Below are 16,911 nucleotides of genomic sequence, written 5' to 3'. Positions count from 1 at the left end.
ACACAGACAAAACCCGCCTGCGCGGGTTATAAGAATCTTCGATTGCAAATTCTCTACTCCCTTCCTAGTCCGCGTAGACGTGATTTCCCAATCGCCGGATTCCCAATCGCCGAATTGCTTATAATATAAATATTTATTATAATAAAAATATGGTTAATACTTTAGAAATAAAACTTAAATCCAATCAAAAAAATACTCCCCTAATTCGGGTAGAAAACTTACAAAAACACTTTCCAGTCATGGAAGGAATTTTGCTACAACGTCAAGTTGCAGCCATTAAAGCCGTTGATGGAATTACCTTTAATATTAATAGGGGAGAAACCTTAAGTTTAGTCGGAGAATCAGGTTGTGGAAAAAGCACAACTGGACGGATGATTTTACAGCTTTCTCCTCCTACGGTGGGAAAAATTTACTTTGAAAATACCGATTTAACCGTTTTAAATCCCAAGGAATTGCAACCCTTTCGTCGCCGGATGCAAATGATTTTTCAAGACCCTTATTCTTCCTTAAACCCTCGAATGACTGTAGAAAAAATTATTAGTGAACCTTTAATTATTCATCAATTAGCTACTACTAAAATAGCTCAAAATCGCGTCAAAGAATTATTGGAATTAGTCGGATTAAATAATAATGCAATTAATCGTTATCCCCATGAATTTTCAGGGGGACAACAACAAAGAATAGGGATTGCAAGAGCATTAGCGATGAATCCTGATGTCATTATTTGCGATGAACCGATTGCCTCCTTGGATGTTTCGATTCAAGCCCAAGTGATTAATTTAATCCAAAACCTACAGCAAGATTTAGGTTTAACCTATCTTTTTATTGCCCATGATTTAAGCATAGTTCGTCATATTTCTGACCGAGTTGCAGTGATGTATTTGGGCAAAATTGTTGAACTTGCAGATAGAATTTCTTTGTATGAAAATCCTCTCCATCCCTATACCCAAGCCCTATTATCCGCCGTCCCCATTCCTGACCCAGAATTAGAAGCCAAACGACAACGAATTTTATTAACTGGAGAAATTCCTAGTCTCCTAAACCCGCCCATGGGATGTCGATTTTCTAGTCGTTGTCCCTCTGTTATGGAACAATGTTGGCTGGAGGAACCGCCATTAAAAGATATGGGTTCAAACCATTCCGTAGCCTGTCATTTGATTAAAGATTAATCACAAATTTAATCAATTTAGCCCTAAATATAAAAGGATTCTATCAGATTCGACATCTAATAGTCCTCAAGAAAATATGAAGTTACGAGTCCGGTTTGCACAGCCCACAGCCCACACTCCGATCAAAATTCAAGCTATCATATTTGAAATCAACCCCTATTGTTTATGGAGGGCCAGGAAACTGGTAAAACCTGCCTATCGAAACGATTTATGGTCAACTACAAGGTCTAAAAGCCAGTCAGCTTAAACGGTTGCAAAGCCTGTATCATCAAAGACTACCAGGCGATTTAATTACAACCGTGGAATTTGCCCAGCGACTGGCGGCAATTAGTACGGAAATTGATCAGCCTCTGTGCGCCTATATTAACCGTCGGGGACAGGTGATGCGGGTGGGAGTCGGAACTCCTCGCCAAACTCAAATTCCCCCCTTAGAACTCCCCCGGTATGGGAATGGACGCCTGAGTGGAATTCGTTGTATTACCACCCAAACTAGCCCGGAACCCCCTAAAGAAGCAGCTTTGACTGCCATGGCGATTCAACGTTTGGACATTCTGGTAGTTCTCACCCTGACCGGAGGTGGTTTTCAGCGACGAGGAGGGGGTGAAACGGGCTATATTAAAGACACTTATATGGCTCACCTTGTCCCGGAAATGGACACGACTAAGAATCAACAAATTGATAACGGTTTTTCTGCCATTCCCTATTATTTGTCGTTGCCGATGAGTCTGGATGCCCTATCGCAACAGGATTTTCTCGATTTAGTCAACGAACTAGAAACGGAGTTTGAACGGGAATTTGTCGCCCGGGAAGTCGATTCTAGTCAGGATAAAGTGCTGTTAGTGGGGGTGAAAACGGATAAAATATCCCCCCAACGGTTTGAAGATGGGTTAACGGAATTGGTGCGTTTAGTCGATACCGCCGGAGGTCAGGTGTTACAAACTTTACGCCAAAAGCGATCGCATCCTCACCCCCAAACCGTTGTCGGAGAGGGTAAAGTCCAAGAAATTGCCTTGGTTGCCCAAACCATCGGAGCTAATTTAATTGTATTTGATCGTGACTTATCCCCCGCCCAAGTTCGGAACCTGGAAACCCAAATCGGGGTCAGGGTTGTAGACCGAACCGAAGTTATCCTTGATATTTTTGCTCAACGCGCCCAGTCGGGGGCGGGAAAATTACAGGTAGAACTGGCCCAACTGGAATATAGTTTACCCCGGTTAACTGGTCGAGGTCTGGCTATGTCTCGCTTAGGGGGCGGAATTGGAACCAGAGGGCCAGGAGAAACCAAACTGGAAACGGAACGGCGGGCCATCCAGCGTCGAATCTCCCGGCTACAACAGGAAGTGAATCAACTACAAGCCCATCGTTCTCGTCTGCGCCAAAATCGTCAAGCTCAAGAGGTTCCGACCTTGGCCTTAGTGGGCTATACCAATGCTGGAAAGTCAACTTTATTGAACGTTTTAACCCAGTCGGAAGTCTATACGGCTGACCAACTCTTTGCTACCCTTGATCCCACGACTCGCCGTTTAGAGATTCCTGATATGATAACGGAGGAGCCTTTAACAATTGTTATCACGGATACAGTCGGATTTATACATGAACTTCCGCCTCCTTTGGTTAATGCGTTTAGAGCTACTTTAGAAGAGGTGACGGACGCGGATGCCTTAATTCATTTAGTGGATTTATCCCATTCCGCCTGGGAAAGTCAAATTGAGTCGGTAATGCAGATTTTAAGAGAAATGCCTGTGACTCCTGGCCCGGGATTATTAGTGTTTAATAAAATCGATCAAACTGATGGGGAAAATTTACGATCAGCGCAGGAAAAATATCCTCAAGCGGTTTATATTTCCGCTTCTAAAGCCTTGGGGTTAGAAACCCTCAGAAAACGCATGGCGGCTTTAGTCCATTATGCGATTTCTAATCGGTAAAATCTGGGGATAGAAACTGGATATTCTGAATAAGATCTCTGATTTTTGCCCAGAGATCAAATTAGAAACCCGGTTTCTATATTTAATTTATTTGTTATTTCAATTTTTCGTGATATAATATACAGAAAATCTCAATTAAAACTTACCCCAAACAATAAAACTTACCCCAAACAACACAAAGATTAAGGGTTAACCCGCAGTTCTAATCCCCAGACTTTCCCTGATAGCTCTATGAAGCGCAAATGGCTGTATAAGTTTCTCTCTCAGAATCGGCAGATTGTTCCCTACTTAGTGCTGTTGGGGACTTTAATCCTGACGGCGATCGCCACTTATTATGTAGAATCAACAGCCCGTAACCAGGATCGGTTACAGTTTAATGCCTCCGCCCAACAGACGGAAAACCTAATTCGAGATCGGGTTAAAACCTATATTGCCTTACTCCGTGCCGGAAGTGGGTTATTTGCCAGCAATGATACCGTGGATCGAGAGGAATTCCGCACCTACATGGAACAATTAAAACTGCGGAGGGAATATCCAGGGATTCAAGGGATTGGGTTTACAATTCGGGTTCAACCCTCCGAAAAAGATCAATTAATAGCTCGGATGAAAGCTGAGGGTATCCCTAACTTCGCTATCAATCCCGATTACCCTCGATCCGAATATCATGCCATCATCTACCTAGAACCCCTAGATGCACGCAATCAAGCCGCCATTGGGTTTGATATGTTTACCGAACCCGTGCGCCGTCGCGCCATGGAACACGCCCGGGATGGGGGAATTCCGGTGGCGTCGGGTCGAGTCAAACTCCGACAAGAAATTGATGCCAAAAAACAACCGGGTTTTTTAATCTATTTCCCCATTTATCGAGGTAATTCTACTCCCCCAACGGTCACGGAAAAACGGGAGAAATTACTAGGATTTATCTATAGCCCATTTCGGATGGATGACTTGATGCAATGGCTATTTGGGAGTTATCCAGATGCTTTCATAGATTTTAAAATTTATGATGGTTTAGCAATTACTCCCTCCTCTCTCCTATACGATTCTAACTCTAGTCGTTTATTAGGGTTTAAGCCCCAATTTGAGGAGCGAAAAATGCTCTCCATTGCTGGACAGACTTGGACGATTATCTATACTTCCCGTCCTGAACTTAATTTTAATTTCCAACGTCTGATTGCTCCCTATATTGCCTTAGTAGGAAGTTTTGTTGGTATTATCTTATTTGGATTAATGCGATCGCAAATTAAAGCTCGATATATTGCGGAAAAAATTGCAACGGAACTGACGAAATCAGAAAAAGCCCTGCGAGATAGTGAAGCCCGATTTCAGGCGTTTATGGATTACAACCCTACCGTAGCTTGGATTTGTGATCATCAAGGTAAAATGTTATATTTGAGTAAAAGTTATACCCGAACCTTTAATGTTTCTCCAGAATCTTTAGAAACCACTATATTTGATATATTTACCCCAGATTTAGCCTCCAAATTCCTGAATTATATTTCGATTGTGGCTTCGCAAAACCTAGTTTTAGAAGTTATTGAATCTCTACCTCGACGAGACGGCAAAATTGGAGAATTTTTAATCTATCAATTTCCAATTTGGGTTGATCAGGAAGATCCATTGGTTGGGGGTGTAGCCATTGACCGCACAGAAAGTCATCGAGCCGAAACCCTATTACGTCGCTCGGAAGTTCAATATCGGACAATGGTTGAACAATCTCCCCTGAGCATTTTAATCCTATCATTAGATGGTTCGGTTAGGCGTGTAAATCGAGCCTGGGAGGAGCTATGGGGAATCAAAGGAGAAATGATTAAAGACTACAATTTGTTAGAAGATCAACAACTAATTCAAAAACGGATAATTCCCTATATTCAAAAGGGTTTAGCCGGGGAAACCGTGGCGATTCCTCCAATTTTATATGATCCTCATCAAAGCTTCCCAGGATTATCGAATTATGGATATGCTCAACGCTGGGTTGAGGCTTATATTTATCCAGTGCGGGATGAGGTGGGTGAAATTCGAGAAGTCGTATTTATCTATGAAGATATCACCGAACGTAAACACGCAGAAGAAGAATTACAAGAAAGTGAAGCTCGGTTTAGAACCCTAATTGAAACTACATTTGATGGTATTATTATTCATGAAAATGGCATCATTCTTGATGCTAACCAAGGGGCATCTATTATGTTGGATTACCCTTTAGGAGAAATGATGGGAACTTCTTTTCTGGATTTTGTCACCCCCGAAAGTCGGGATTTAATTTTACAAAATATTAAAAACAACTTAGAAGCCCCATTAGAAGTCTTTGGATTAAGAAAAGATGGCACAATTTTTGATGTAGAAATCATTGGTAAGTCTAAAATTTATAAAGGACGTCAAGTTCAGGTGACAGCCATGCGGGATATTACTAATCGTAAACAATTAGAAGCTGAACTGCGTACCCGGGCTGATGAATTAACAGAAGCCAACCGCCTCAAAGATGAATTTTTAGCTACCCTTTCCCATGAATTACGGACTCCTCTGAATGCTATTTTGGGATGGACACAACTGTTGATATCACGAGATTTAGATAAGGAAACATTTAATCGGGCGACGGAAACAATTAATCGTAATACACGGGCTTTAGCGCAACTGATTGAGGATTTATTAGATGTTTCTCGAATTATTAGTGGAAAACTGAATTTTAGCCCGAATCCGACTGTTTTAATTCCGGTAATTGAAGCAGCAATTGAAACGGTACGCTCAATAACTGAGGCGAAAGATATTAAAATTAATATTTCCTTTGAGCCTAATATTGGGATGGTTTTAGGGGATAGTAACCGTTTACAACAGGTGATGTGGAATCTATTAACCAATGCAATAAAATTTAGCTCAGAAGGAGGAGAAATTCAGGTGAGACTACATAAGTCTCAGAATCAAAATTCCTTGGGAAATAATAGCAATTATGAAGTCAGAGATTATGCAGAAATTCAAGTTAGTGATACCGGACAAGGAATTAGTAAAGACTTTTTACCCTTTGTGTTTGAAAGATTTCGTCAATCCGATGGTTCAATGACTCGGAAACAGGGCGGATTAGGATTAGGATTAACCATTGTCCACCATTTAGTTGAAATTCATGGAGGAAGCGTTACTGTAGATAGTCCAGGGTTAGGAAAGGGAACAGTATTTACTATAAAATTACCCCTGATGACATCGGATATGTTAAAAGATTATCAGTATCTTCAAGAGGGTTTCAGTGATGATGATTTGATGTTTGAAAGTTGTTTAAAAATCAAAGGAGTTAAAATTTTAGTGGTTGATGATGAAGTGGATGCTCGGGATTTAGTTGCTCATATTTTAGAAAATTGTGGGTCAGAAGTGGTGACCGTTGGGAGTGCAGAAGAAGCCATTAATATCTTCAAAGCCAATAGTGCTATATCTCAATTTCATATTTTAGTCAGTGATATTGGACTGTCGGGGGGAGACGGTTATTCACTAATCCGTCAAATTCGTTTATTACCCCCAGAAGCAGGAGGGCAAATACCCGCTTTAGCACTTACAGCTTATGCCCAAGATGAAGACCGTCAAGCCGCATTCTCCGCCGGGTTTCACGCCCATTTAGCTAAACCCGTAGAACCCCATGAATTACTGTTTACTATTGCTAATTTAATCGGAATTATTGGATAATTAGGGAATGGGGATCACTGATTTAAGAGGATTTCACAGATTTTAATCTGTGTTAATCTGCTTAATCCTCTTAAATTCATGATAGGTAATGGGTAATGGTGGATTTTATATAATTAAGTAAATAATAGGGAGATTTTAAGCTGATGTTAACTTTAGAAACGCTATTTGATGAAGAATTCTATTTAGCTCAATATCCTGATGTGGCTCCGGCGATTGAAAGGCGAGAATTTCGGAACGCTTTTGATCATTTTGTTCAGGAGGGTCAATTTTTGGGCTATGAACCTAATCCTTTATTTGATAGTCAATATTATCAGCAAGGAGATCCTGAACTTTTAACTCAAATAAAGGAAGGATTTATTACACCTGCGGAACATTTTATTGATTTTGGTCAATTTCAACCGCGTTCTCCTAATCCCTTATTTGATCCAATTTATTATTTAGAACGATATCCCGATGTAAAAGCGGGTTTTCTTAAAGCAGAAATTAACCCGTTTGAACATTTTTTTCTCCATGGACAATATGAAGGACGCAATCCCAGTATTGGTTTTGATACTAACTTTTATCAAACTCGATATCCCGATGTCTTATCTGAGATTAAATCCGGGCAGTATAATACATTTTTTGAACATTTTTGGCGACAAGGATTAAAAGAATCAAGATTAGGGATTGCTCCGGCTTTTAAAGATGACCTGACCCAAGCTATTAATATAGATATATTATTAGGACAAAAAACCATTGTAGGCTTAATTGACGCGGCTAACCCCGTTGATATTTATGAGTTTATTATTCCTAATTTTAATAGTAAAGTTAGTATAATCATGAATCAAATGAAAGCCAATTTAGACTTAGACTTGATTTATGATCTGAATAACAATCGAGCGGTTCAAAGTAATGAAATTGTTGCTAGTTCCGCTAATTTAGGCCTCACCCCAGAATCCATTAAGTTAGATAAATTACCCGGCGGAACCTACTTTTTGCGAGTCTCCCCCAGGGACGGAAGCACCCATTATCTTTTAAATTTATCGGCTACCCCAATTTAAGTTTATTCTTGCCCCCGTTGTTGCGCTTCAGCGCACGTTGTTGTGCTTGAGCACTCTTAGGAGAGGAGGGGCTAAAGCCCAACAACGTCGGATTAATAAGTCCAGTTTTGCTTAGTCTGCAAACTATAGGTTCCATCCTTCACATTCACCCGCTCAGGAATCAGATCAAGATCCCGAAACAAATTAGCCTGATGCTGTAGGGCATCAAGGGATTGTTCATCAATCGGGATAATCGCCCGTTCAGCACTCCGTTTCTGTAAAGTTTCTAGGATAAATGGATCGATTTCGTGTTGATCTAGCAAACGTTGAGTCGCTTCTAATTCCTGTTTTTTAGCCCAGGCTCCCGCCTCATTGACCTCCTCTAAAATCACTTTTAATAGGTCAGGATAGTCTCGGACTAACTCTGGAATCGCATAGTAATAGGTGGGAACCTCCAAAGAAGCCCTATCCCCAAAAATACTTCCTAGGTCGGCAATGGAACGCCCTGGATAGGAACTTCGGGCTTGAGTGAGTGTGTAGGGAACCCAAACCACCCAAGCATCCACTTCACCCTGTCGGAATAGGGATAATGCCTGGGGCTGGGTCAGATAAATCGGGTCAATATCGCTAAAATCGAGTCCGACTTTCCGCAATGCTTTGATCAATATATAGTGGGCGCTAGAGCCTTTATCAAAGGCAATCTTCTTACCCTTGAGGTCAGCAATAGTCTGAATTGGCGAATCCTCTGGGACTAGAATCGCTTGACCTTTGGGGGCGGTATATTTTTCCTTAGCCACCCGCACAAAGACATGATCCGCCGCCTGGGAGAAAATACTGGCCGTACCACCCCCCCCGCAAAAATCAATTGTCCCGTTACTCAGAGCCTCAATCAGAGCCGATGCCGATAAAAAGCTTGTCCAAGTCACAATTAGCCCAAAGGGTCGCAAACGTTCTTCTAGTAAGGCTTGACTGCGAAGAACTTCAAAATTGGTCATTCCCTCTGGATACCCGATTTTGAGTTGTTTGAGTCGTCGCGCTTGTTGGGCTAAGGGTGTGTTACCCAATTGCGCCGAGCGGTCAGAAAACCAACGATCCAAAGCGATACAAAATACGATCCCCCCGACAAACAATCCCACCGTTTCTAATAACCGAATGCTTGAGTTTTTGGGTGGGTTAGCCTGATTGACCTGACTGATTAGAGGGGAGAGTACATGGCCAGATTCAGGAGTAGCAACAACATTACTATTAAAGGTTAGACTCAAGACCAAACTTGAGGCAAGACCGATGCCAAACTGGACTACAAACTTGGATATAAGGAATCTACGAGGAATTGATCGGAATGGTTTCAGAAGATTTTGGTCTTTGTATTTGGGCAAAATATCGCGTAAATAGCTAATCATAATAACTCCTTTGATAAATATAAATAATGGACATTGTTAGATGAATTGGAAATACGAGAATGTAGCCAGGGTGTTAGACTTTTTAACGCTCTTTATATATTATTAGGACTTGTGCAATTATTCTATAGTTTCGGTAATCAGACAGATTTTGAGTGAGGGATAGTGATGGATTGGTTAATTGAAACAATTAAGGTTGCGATAGCTGTTGCCATAGCAACAACCTTTGATGATAATATTTATCTGACTGGCTTCTTTAGTGAAGTTAATCGGACTTTTCGTCCTAAACATATTGTAGTAGGTGAGCTTATTGGGTTCACCGCATTAGTGCTAGTCAGTTTAATTGGTTTTTTTGTGGGACTGGTGATTGACTCGGCTTGGATCGGATTATTGGGGATTCTACCGATACTGATTGGTCTGAATAATTTGATCAACTTGAATAAGGATGATTCTGCCGCGGATAAGTCAGCTAACTTGAAAATAAACGCTAAATATCGAGGATTTGATTCTCGAAAACGATCGATCTGGGACGTAATTCGCAATCGCCAAACCTACAGTGTTTCCGCCGTTACCATTTCCAATGGTGGAAACAATTTGGGGATCTATATTCCCCTATTTGCAAGTAGCAGTATCCAAAATCTAGCGGTGATGATCCCGATTTTATATTTAGTAGTTTGCTGCTGGCTATTTCTCTCCTATAATCTGACTCGTCAACCGGGTATCGCCGTCGTCCTGAGTCGTTATGCCGGCAAAATATTTCCCTTTGTCCTAATGTGGCTGGGTTTTAGAATTCTGATAGATAGTGAATCCTATCGTCTTTTTTTACCGAATATATAGCTATCTTATTTGATGGGTGTTAAAAATTTATTTTTACCCATTACCCATTACAATCTCCTTAATTAAAATTTATAGTTGCTGCCATTCCCATAAAATCGGATTCGTCTAATCCCGAGTTCTACTTCCCCCCTGACCCAAGTAAGGTTGGGGGGATTTAGTCTATCAAATCATTAGACAACACGGCGTCCGGTCAGTACGTTGTAGATAATAGCAATCAGCGCCAAAACCAAAAGAATATGGATTAAGCCACCTCCAACATTAACTGAGAATCCTAATAACCAGAGGATGAGTAGTACACCAACAGCACTCCAGATTAGATTAGACATATTTTCTCCTTCTATTTAGATAAAATTTAATGACGTTATTGAGTCGGTGATTCTATTCTGGCTTAAATAGATCACGAACATCAGCTTCTACACCTTTGATAGCTTCACGGTCTTGCTTTGCTGCCTCCTTGCTTTTTCCACCAGGGTTGTAGTCGGGGTTTTTAATACTATCAACAATCCCCTGTTGGGTATTAGCATCAAATTGCTGATCGTTTTGAACAACATCGGTTTTCAGATCATCTGTGATGTTAGCAATCGCTTCTTGGGCTTGATCCTTAACATTATTGATCATCTCTTTCGTTTGATTCATGATAGCAATTTGAGTCTGTGCTGGGTTGATGCCTTGGGTTGACAAAGTTGCAGCCCAACTTTCTCCCGATGCCAAACTAAAGATGATAGCACTGGAGATGAAAACAACCATGCCAATAGACAGCAAAAATTTACGAACTTTGCTAAACAAAATCATGTTAATATCCCTAAAAATTTTGATTGCTTTAAACTAACTGAGTTTTTTATTCATTGGCAGATATACCAAAAAATATTGATTCTAAACTGGGGCAAATTATCAAGACTCTCTGGTAAAAGTCGATAAACAGAAATTTCACACTATTTTAGGTATTCAGATTTTATCATTTTTACCATTATTTGAAACCGATTTTACGGGTCAAAAATGGTAAAATTTAAGGTTCAAAAAGGCTTTTAGTCCAGTTTGGCTTTGACTTCATCTTTCACATCTTCAACGGTGTGCATAACCTTTGCTTCTGCCTGTTTTTCCTTGCCTTCAGCCTGATCTTTGGGGTCTCCAGTCACGTTGCCTACGGTTTCTTGAACCTTGCCTGCGACATTTTTGGCGGTGGCTTTTTCTCTATTTTTTAAACTCATATCGGCTCCTTGTTGAATTTGCTGAATCTGATATTTATTAATCTGAGCAGACTTAACAACTCTACTAATAAATTTCATATTTTCATTGTAGTAGCGTTTTTATAAATCCATAAGGTTTTTATGAATTAATACGAAAGATATACCATAGGGAATAGGGAATAGGGAATAGGGAATAGAAATAATACTTCTGGCTGTTTCATATCAGTTGTAAATTATTACAACCTCGGTGCGGATTGCTATATATGTAGGGGTAATTCATGAATTAGCCCTACATATATAGTTAGGGGGGATCATGGATAGCCGATTAATCGTTTAAACGTCTCAACTGCACTTTTAAACCATCCCGGGGACGGGGAGTGGGAATTGTAATTAAGTCTAAAGATTGATTTGGTAACAGTTGCCAATCATAATTTCTGACTAATAATGCCGCAAATAATTTGATCTCTAATTTAGCAAATTCTTTGCCAATACATTCGCGCATTCCGCCACCAAAGGGAACCCAACTAAAGGGTTTAGGTTTATCTTCATTGCGGGTTTCACTAAACCGCTCAGGATCGAATTCTTGCGGTTGAAAATAAACCGTTTCATCCTGATGGGTTTTGGCAATTTGATATAAAATAGACCAGTCTTTGGGGATAAAATAACCGTTATATTCACAATCTTGAATTACTTCTCGAAACCCACCCCCAACCGGAGGCACAAACCGCAATACTTCTTTCATCACCTGTTCTAAATAGGTCATGGATTTTAAATCATCAAAAGTGATGGGTTGAGTGGGATCAAACTGTTGTTGTTCGGCTCTAATTTTTGCTATAATATCAGGACGCTGACCGACCTCTAAACAGAAGGATGCGATCGCAGAAGTTAAGGTTTCATGTCCGGCAAATAATAGGGTTAAAATCTGATCTTTGAGTTCTTCAATACCGAGTTGATTTCCGTCTTCATCCTGGGCTTGTAATAATAATCCCAGGGCATCTTCCCCAGACTGGGGTTGTTGCTGACGTTGACGAATTAGGGTTTCTATTTCTGTTAATAATAACTGACGACATTGCCAACCCCGATTAAATTTTGTTCCGGGTAAACGCAGGGGAATAGTAAATAGTCCATTACACCAATCTTCAAATAATACTTCTAAATTGGTATCGGTAGCTTGCTGTTTTCCAATTAATAATTTACAGGCAATATCAAAGGTATATTTCCGTAATTCAGGATACCAAATTAAGGTTGATTTTTGTTCCCATTTATGCAAATAACGATGGGTGAAATCTTCCATAGTCGTAGCATATCCGGCTAAAGCTCTGGGCTGAAATGCTTGGGATAAAATTTTACGGCGAGACTTATGAATATCTCCCAATTGCATTGATAATGATCCCTGTCCTAATAATATTCGGGTACTTGGGGGCCAAGCCACAATAAAATATTTATTCTCATTTGCAAATAAAAACCGATTGGCTTCTGCTCCCATCATAATCACTGTCGGACGACCAAAAAGATGGGTTTTAAAAATTGATCCATATTGTTTTTGTCGCTTGTCAGCAAAATCAGGATCTCGCAAAAAACTAATGGTTTCACCAATCATCGGAAAACCAAACTTACCAGGGGGCAAAGGGAGAGAAGTTATAGATTGAGTTGATGTCATTGTCAGGGTAATTGCTTAACTGGAATTGAAATGATAGGATTGAGTAATGATCAAAATGCTAACACTATTTCCTCAAAAGATCATGAATTACGGCCCCTCTCCTCAAACCCGTTATCCCATCCCCGAACAAACTCGATTAGTCTATCTGAAAACAATCATTAAAAATCCGAATATTATTGTCGGGGATTATACTTATTATGATGATTTCGAGAACCCAGAAAACTTTGAAAAGAATGTTTTATACCATTTTGACTTTATCGGAGATCAATTAATTATTGGTAAATTTTGTTCCATTGCTTCCGATGTTAAATTTATCATGAATGGCGGCAATCATCGCACAGATTGGTTGACAAATTATCCTTTTCCTGTATTTGGAAATGGTTGGGAATCTGCCATGCCTGATTCTTGGCCGTTTAAAAGAAATACGGTGATTGGTAATGATGTTTGGATCGGATATGGGGCTACAATTATGCCTGGTATTAATATTAGAGATGGGGCGATTATTGGGGCTCAATCGGTTGTTACCCGTGATGTTGGGGCCTTGGCGGTTACTATACAACAACCCAGTTTTTGTAATAAGATAGCTTGCTTAATTAAATCAAGTTTAAGGGGAGATTGAAGTGCGATCGCTCTTGGGAATCTAGTGAGTTTTTAGGGTGGGCAATGGTTTTTAATAACTAATAACTGATAACTAATAACTGATAACTGATAACTGATGACTGATTTAGGGTTTTCTCCACTGTCTGACAAATTCATCTAAGGTAGCCGGAGGAATTTGACTTTGTAACCATTCTAATGCCTTTACCTGGCCGGGTAAACCCTTATAGTATTTACAGACATCCTCTAATTTAATACTAGGTGGTGGTAAAGTTTGTTGATTCCATTTTTGAGCTAATTCACTTAAGAGGGTAGGTGAAATTTTCTCTTGTAACCAACGCAAGGCTTGATCTTGATTAGGCAAACCTCGATAATATTTGCAAACATTAATGAACTTTACAGAAACAGTTGGAACCTTTGTTTGGTTTCTCCAGAGTTTAGAAAATTCTAATAATATAGTCTGGGGAATTTGTGGCTCGAACCATGTTAGCACTTGATCCTGATTGGGAGTTCCTTTATAAACTTTACAAATATCAATCAGTTCAATACTGGGAATAGGCGCGGGTTCGGGTGTGGGTACAGGCGTAGGTACAGGTGTAGGTACAGGCGTAGGTACAGGCGTAGGTACAGGTGTGGGTACAGGTGTAGGTACAGGTGTGGGTACAGGTGTAGGTACAGGCGTAGGTACAGGCGTAGGTTCGACACTTCCCACAGGTAGAACAAAAGAATCGGAGGGCCCCATCAACGCCGTCCAGGTTTTTAACCCCGCGACTCCATCCGCTTGTAACTGTTTTTTTTGTTGAAATTTGATTAAAGCAGTTTCCGTACCATTGCCAAAACTCCCATCAATAATTCCTGGATCATGACCTTGATTTTTTAGCAGGTTTTGAATCTTTTCAACTTTTGTTCCCTTATCCCCTCTGCGAATACTTTCAAATAAATTAACATCCACACCCCCACTAATTCCCTCAACTTGACCCTTATCTGTAAATTGCCAAAATACCCAGGTTTTCCAACCGCCAGGAATAATTGGTTGTTCGGCCGTGGTATAATGGGCAATCCACAGAGGATAATCGGAAAAACGAGTAGTATTAAGTTTTTGCCAAAACCCAGGATAAGTATAAATAATCGGACGAAAACCCGTTTCCTTTTCAATCACATCAATCCACTGTGCGGCTCGATCACAGAGGGTTTTGGCATCTACGGTTCCCATGGTTTCAATATCCAAGACCGGAGGCAGATCTCCAGCTTGGAGTTTAACAATTTTCAGAAAATGATAGGCTTGTTTAATCGGATCACTATCAGGCTTAAAAAAATGATAAGCACCCCGAATCAAACCATTGGCTTTTGTTTGTTCCCAATAGCTGGGGAAAACTTTACAAACAAAGGTTTCTCCTTCTGTTGATTTAATGATGGCAAAGGAAATCCCAGAACGGGCAACGGCTTGCCAATCTACTGTAGGCTGGTAATCTGAAACGTCAATACCCCGAATACTCATTAGTTTAGAAGTTGAGGAACAAAGAGTGATCGTGTCGTCAATACTAGAATTAAAAAGCAACTTGTACTATTCTACCACAATTATTCACCGAGGATTTATCAGGATGAACAAACCCTTGACAAAAAGGACAATTCCACAGAAAGTCGGGAAATTTTTATTAATGTTAATGGTTTTGGGTTTACCCCAGGCAAGTTTAGCCCAATCAGAGGCGAATTCCCAGACCTTTAAAACCTTTCAAGATTGGTGTTTGAATCGTCAGCAATTGTCGCCAGAGGCAAAAAGAACCCTTGATGTTTTATTGCAGAAAGTGGGAACTTCAAATTGCGATCGCGCCAATCAAATGATGGCGGAACAAAAAATGCTAGATTTAAGTACCTTTCTCCTTTCGGATTTAAGTCCCTTACAAGGATTAACCCAGATCACTGTCTTGAAATTAAGAAATAATCATATTTCTGACCTGACTCCCTTACAAAGTTTGACTAATTTAGAAGAATTGGATTTAAGTTATAATAAAATTACGGATATTAGTCCCTTAAAATCCTTAACTAAATTAATCCGAATTAATCTCAGCTACAATCAAATTTCTGATGTTTCCCCACTTCAAAATTTAAAGGTTGTCAGTGAAATCAATCTCAATAATAATCAAGTGGTTGATATTACACCATTAAAATCCTTGAATAAAATTCGTTTTTTGTTTGTTCAAAATAATCCTCTAACATCAACTGAATGTCCGATTAATCCTAAATATATTTGTCGATTTGATACTTAATATAGATCATCCACCAACCCCAATTTCGAGTCATCACTTTTCTGCGAAATAACCAAAAACTCAAAGCCCAAGGAATAAATGCCAGAAACAGATTCCAAACAATCCAACCACTTTGTTGGTCAAAGATATCCAGTGTATTTGCTAACATTTCTCGCATTATGTTTTCAGGTTGATCGTGAAATTATTCTTGTTTAGTATAACAACTCGATTCTGAAGAATTCCGTAAAACCTATTATTTTGGGTTGTATTCCCCCTATCCTTGACACATTTAGGACTACAATAGAACTCAAAACCAACAGTTACACCTAAGAAAAATTGCCATGAATCTGTTTAAAACCGTTGCTTTACTGGGATTATTAAGTGTTCTTTTAGTCACGATTAGCTATTGGGTGATTGGCGGAACTGGCGGTCTATTGGTGGGTATCATCTTAGCCGCGGTAACTAATTTAGGAAGCTGGTATTTTTCCGATCAAATTGCTCTTAAAGCCTATAATGCCCAACCCGTTACCCCCGAACAGGCCCCAGGATTATATGCCATGGTACAACGACTATGCGATCGCGCTAATTTACCCCTACCTGGGATTTATATTGTCCCGACTCCGGCGGCCAATGCCTTCGCCACGGGTAGAAATCCCCAAAATGCTGCTGTCGCCGTCACCGAAGGAATTATAAAACTCTTACCCGAAGACGAATTAGAGGCCGTCATTGCCCATGAATTAAGCCATGTTCAAAATCGAGATACCCTCACCCAAGCGATAGCAGCAACCATCGCCGGAGCTATTTCTGGACTGGCTCAATTTGCTAGTTATTCAATGTGGTTTGGAGGTTCACGCAATCGGAATGGAGGAGGAAATCCCATAGGATTATTATTAACAATAATTCTAGCTCCAATGGCTGCCACGGTAATTCAATTAGCAATTTCTCGAACTCGCGAATTTTCCGCCGATGCGCGGGCGGCTAAATTAACCGGAAATCCTAAAGCTTTAGCCAGAGCTTTACAAAGGTTAGATGCCACAGCTAGACAGATACCAATTGAAGGAAATCCCGCTTTTGAAGCCCTATTAATTATGAATAGTTTTTCAGGGCAAACAATGGCAAGTTTATTTTCGACTCACCCGCCAACGGAAGCTCGAATTCAAGCCTTACTTAAGTTGGATCAACAAATGTCTTGATTCAGATTTATACAG

The 16,911-nt window shown here is 40.2% G+C and carries 15 protein-coding genes; 8 read left to right on the top strand and 7 right to left on the bottom strand.

All coding sequences use genetic code 11. The annotated features are described in order from the left end of the window. Positions 1-149 precede the first annotated feature (149 nt). The 4 genes from NMG88_RS03240 to NMG88_RS03225 all read left to right on the top strand — a co-directional run bounded on the left by NMG88_RS03240 (position 150) and on the right by NMG88_RS03225 (position 7,800). The gene (locus tag NMG88_RS03240; RefSeq protein WP_227357753.1) at positions 150-1,169 is read left to right on the top strand and encodes an ABC transporter ATP-binding protein; all 1,020 of its coding nucleotides are present in this window, start codon (positions 150-152) and stop codon (positions 1,167-1,169) included. A 197-nt stretch (positions 1,170-1,366) separates the two neighbouring features. Continuing rightward, a complete protein-coding gene (gene hflX, locus NMG88_RS03235) occupies positions 1,367-3,094 on the top strand; it encodes a GTPase HflX (RefSeq protein WP_202807893.1) in 1,728 nt (575 codons plus the stop codon). 231 nt (positions 3,095-3,325) lie between these two features. Continuing rightward, positions 3,326-6,760 carry a hybrid sensor histidine kinase/response regulator gene (locus NMG88_RS03230; RefSeq protein ID WP_235750971.1) on the top strand — a complete coding sequence of 1,145 codons (3,435 nt, stop codon included), beginning with the start codon at positions 3,326-3,328 and terminating at the stop codon, positions 6,758-6,760. A gap of 143 nt (positions 6,761-6,903) precedes the next feature. Further along, positions 6,904-7,800, top strand: a complete 897-nt coding sequence (locus NMG88_RS03225) for a calcium-binding protein (RefSeq protein ID WP_235750970.1) — start codon at positions 6,904-6,906, stop codon at positions 7,798-7,800. Positions 7,801-7,892: 92 nt separating this feature from the next. Here NMG88_RS03225 and NMG88_RS03220 read toward each other — a convergent pair whose 3' ends face one another. Next, positions 7,893-9,179: an aliphatic sulfonate ABC transporter substrate-binding protein gene (locus NMG88_RS03220; RefSeq protein WP_042151787.1), complete on the bottom strand. Its 1,287-nt coding sequence runs from the start codon at positions 9,177-9,179 to the stop codon at positions 7,893-7,895. Positions 9,180-9,344: 165 nt separating this feature from the next. On the opposite strand from NMG88_RS03220, the gene NMG88_RS03215 reads away from it, so the two are divergent. Then, entirely contained in the window at positions 9,345-10,013 is a 669-nt protein-coding gene (locus NMG88_RS03215) for a cadmium resistance transporter (protein ID WP_026793922.1), read from the top strand. A 170-nt stretch (positions 10,014-10,183) separates the two neighbouring features. On the opposite strand, the gene NMG88_RS03210 is transcribed toward NMG88_RS03215, so the two are convergent. The 4 genes from NMG88_RS03210 to NMG88_RS03195 form a co-directional block, all read right to left on the bottom strand. After that, complete coding sequence (locus tag NMG88_RS03210) at positions 10,184-10,339, bottom strand: lmo0937 family membrane protein (protein WP_144390415.1); 156 nt, start codon at positions 10,337-10,339, stop codon at positions 10,184-10,186. A gap of 52 nt (positions 10,340-10,391) precedes the next feature. Beyond that, positions 10,392-10,805: a hypothetical protein gene (locus NMG88_RS03205; RefSeq protein WP_052330990.1), complete on the bottom strand. Its 414-nt coding sequence runs from the start codon at positions 10,803-10,805 to the stop codon at positions 10,392-10,394. A 233-nt stretch (positions 10,806-11,038) separates the two neighbouring features. Next, complete coding sequence (locus NMG88_RS03200; RefSeq protein ID WP_320060311.1) at positions 11,039-11,299, bottom strand: CsbD family protein; 261 nt, start codon at positions 11,297-11,299, stop codon at positions 11,039-11,041. A 226-nt stretch (positions 11,300-11,525) separates the two neighbouring features. Continuing rightward, positions 11,526-12,860, bottom strand: coding sequence for a cytochrome P450 (locus NMG88_RS03195; protein WP_254035109.1), 1,335 nt, complete (start codon positions 12,858-12,860; stop codon positions 11,526-11,528). 55 nt (positions 12,861-12,915) lie between these two features. On the opposite strand from NMG88_RS03195, the gene NMG88_RS03190 reads away from it, so the two are divergent. After that, entirely contained in the window at positions 12,916-13,479 is a 564-nt protein-coding gene (locus NMG88_RS03190) for a CatB-related O-acetyltransferase (RefSeq protein WP_376786496.1), read from the top strand. 105 nt (positions 13,480-13,584) lie between these two features. On the opposite strand, the gene NMG88_RS03185 is transcribed toward NMG88_RS03190, so the two are convergent. Continuing rightward, a complete protein-coding gene (locus NMG88_RS03185; RefSeq protein ID WP_227382022.1) occupies positions 13,585-14,955 on the bottom strand; it encodes a GH25 family lysozyme in 1,371 nt (456 codons plus the stop codon). Between the two features lie 103 nt (positions 14,956-15,058). On the opposite strand from NMG88_RS03185, the gene NMG88_RS03180 reads away from it, so the two are divergent. Beyond that, positions 15,059-15,724, top strand: coding sequence for a leucine-rich repeat domain-containing protein (locus tag NMG88_RS03180; protein ID WP_042151777.1), 666 nt, complete (start codon positions 15,059-15,061; stop codon positions 15,722-15,724). Here NMG88_RS03180 and NMG88_RS03175 read toward each other — a convergent pair. Continuing rightward, positions 15,696-15,881 carry a hypothetical protein gene (locus NMG88_RS03175; RefSeq protein ID WP_254035108.1) on the bottom strand — a complete coding sequence of 62 codons (186 nt, stop codon included), beginning with the start codon at positions 15,879-15,881 and terminating at the stop codon, positions 15,696-15,698. The two genes, NMG88_RS03180 and NMG88_RS03175, sit on opposite strands and share 29 nt — an antisense overlap. Before the next feature lie 163 nt (positions 15,882-16,044). Between NMG88_RS03175 and NMG88_RS03170 the strand changes: the two genes are divergently transcribed. Then, positions 16,045-16,896 carry a M48 family metalloprotease gene (locus tag NMG88_RS03170; protein ID WP_254035107.1) on the top strand — a complete coding sequence of 284 codons (852 nt, stop codon included), beginning with the start codon at positions 16,045-16,047 and terminating at the stop codon, positions 16,894-16,896. Positions 16,897-16,911 lie beyond the last annotated feature (15 nt).

This window comes from Planktothrix agardhii, from assembly GCF_904830935.1.
Lineage (GTDB): Bacteria > Cyanobacteriota > Cyanobacteriia > Cyanobacteriales > Microcoleaceae > Planktothrix > Planktothrix agardhii.
Note: the sequence above shows the minus strand (reverse complement) of the source record. Positions and strands in the feature narration are given on the sequence as shown.

Excerpts from the sequence above, each read along its gene's own strand:
- NMG88_RS03240 (WP_227357753.1), top strand. The coding sequence starts at position 150 with ATGGTTAATACTTTAGAAATAAAACTTAAATCCAATCAAAAAAATACT.
- NMG88_RS03230 (WP_235750971.1), top strand. The coding sequence starts at position 3,326 with ATGAAGCGCAAATGGCTGTATAAGTTTCTCTCTCAGAATCGGCAGATT.
- NMG88_RS03225 (WP_235750970.1), top strand. The coding sequence starts at position 6,904 with ATGTTAACTTTAGAAACGCTATTTGATGAAGAATTCTATTTAGCTCAA.
- NMG88_RS03220 (WP_042151787.1), bottom strand. The coding sequence starts at position 9,179 with ATGATTAGCTATTTACGCGATATTTTGCCCAAATACAAAGACCAAAAT.
- NMG88_RS03215 (WP_026793922.1), top strand. The coding sequence starts at position 9,345 with ATGGATTGGTTAATTGAAACAATTAAGGTTGCGATAGCTGTTGCCATA.
- NMG88_RS03210 (WP_144390415.1), bottom strand. The coding sequence starts at position 10,339 with ATGTCTAATCTAATCTGGAGTGCTGTTGGTGTACTACTCATCCTCTGG.
- NMG88_RS03205 (WP_052330990.1), bottom strand. The coding sequence starts at position 10,805 with ATGATTTTGTTTAGCAAAGTTCGTAAATTTTTGCTGTCTATTGGCATG.
- NMG88_RS03200 (WP_320060311.1), bottom strand. The coding sequence starts at position 11,299 with ATGAAATTTATTAGTAGAGTTGTTAAGTCTGCTCAGATTAATAAATAT.
- NMG88_RS03195 (WP_254035109.1), bottom strand. The coding sequence starts at position 12,860 with ATGACATCAACTCAATCTATAACTTCTCTCCCTTTGCCCCCTGGTAAG.
- NMG88_RS03190 (WP_376786496.1), top strand. The coding sequence starts at position 12,916 with ATGCTAACACTATTTCCTCAAAAGATCATGAATTACGGCCCCTCTCCT.
- NMG88_RS03185 (WP_227382022.1), bottom strand. The coding sequence starts at position 14,955 with ATGAGTATTCGGGGTATTGACGTTTCAGATTACCAGCCTACAGTAGAT.
- NMG88_RS03180 (WP_042151777.1), top strand. The coding sequence starts at position 15,059 with ATGAACAAACCCTTGACAAAAAGGACAATTCCACAGAAAGTCGGGAAA.
- NMG88_RS03175 (WP_254035108.1), bottom strand. The coding sequence starts at position 15,881 with ATGCGAGAAATGTTAGCAAATACACTGGATATCTTTGACCAACAAAGT.
- NMG88_RS03170 (WP_254035107.1), top strand. The coding sequence starts at position 16,045 with ATGAATCTGTTTAAAACCGTTGCTTTACTGGGATTATTAAGTGTTCTT.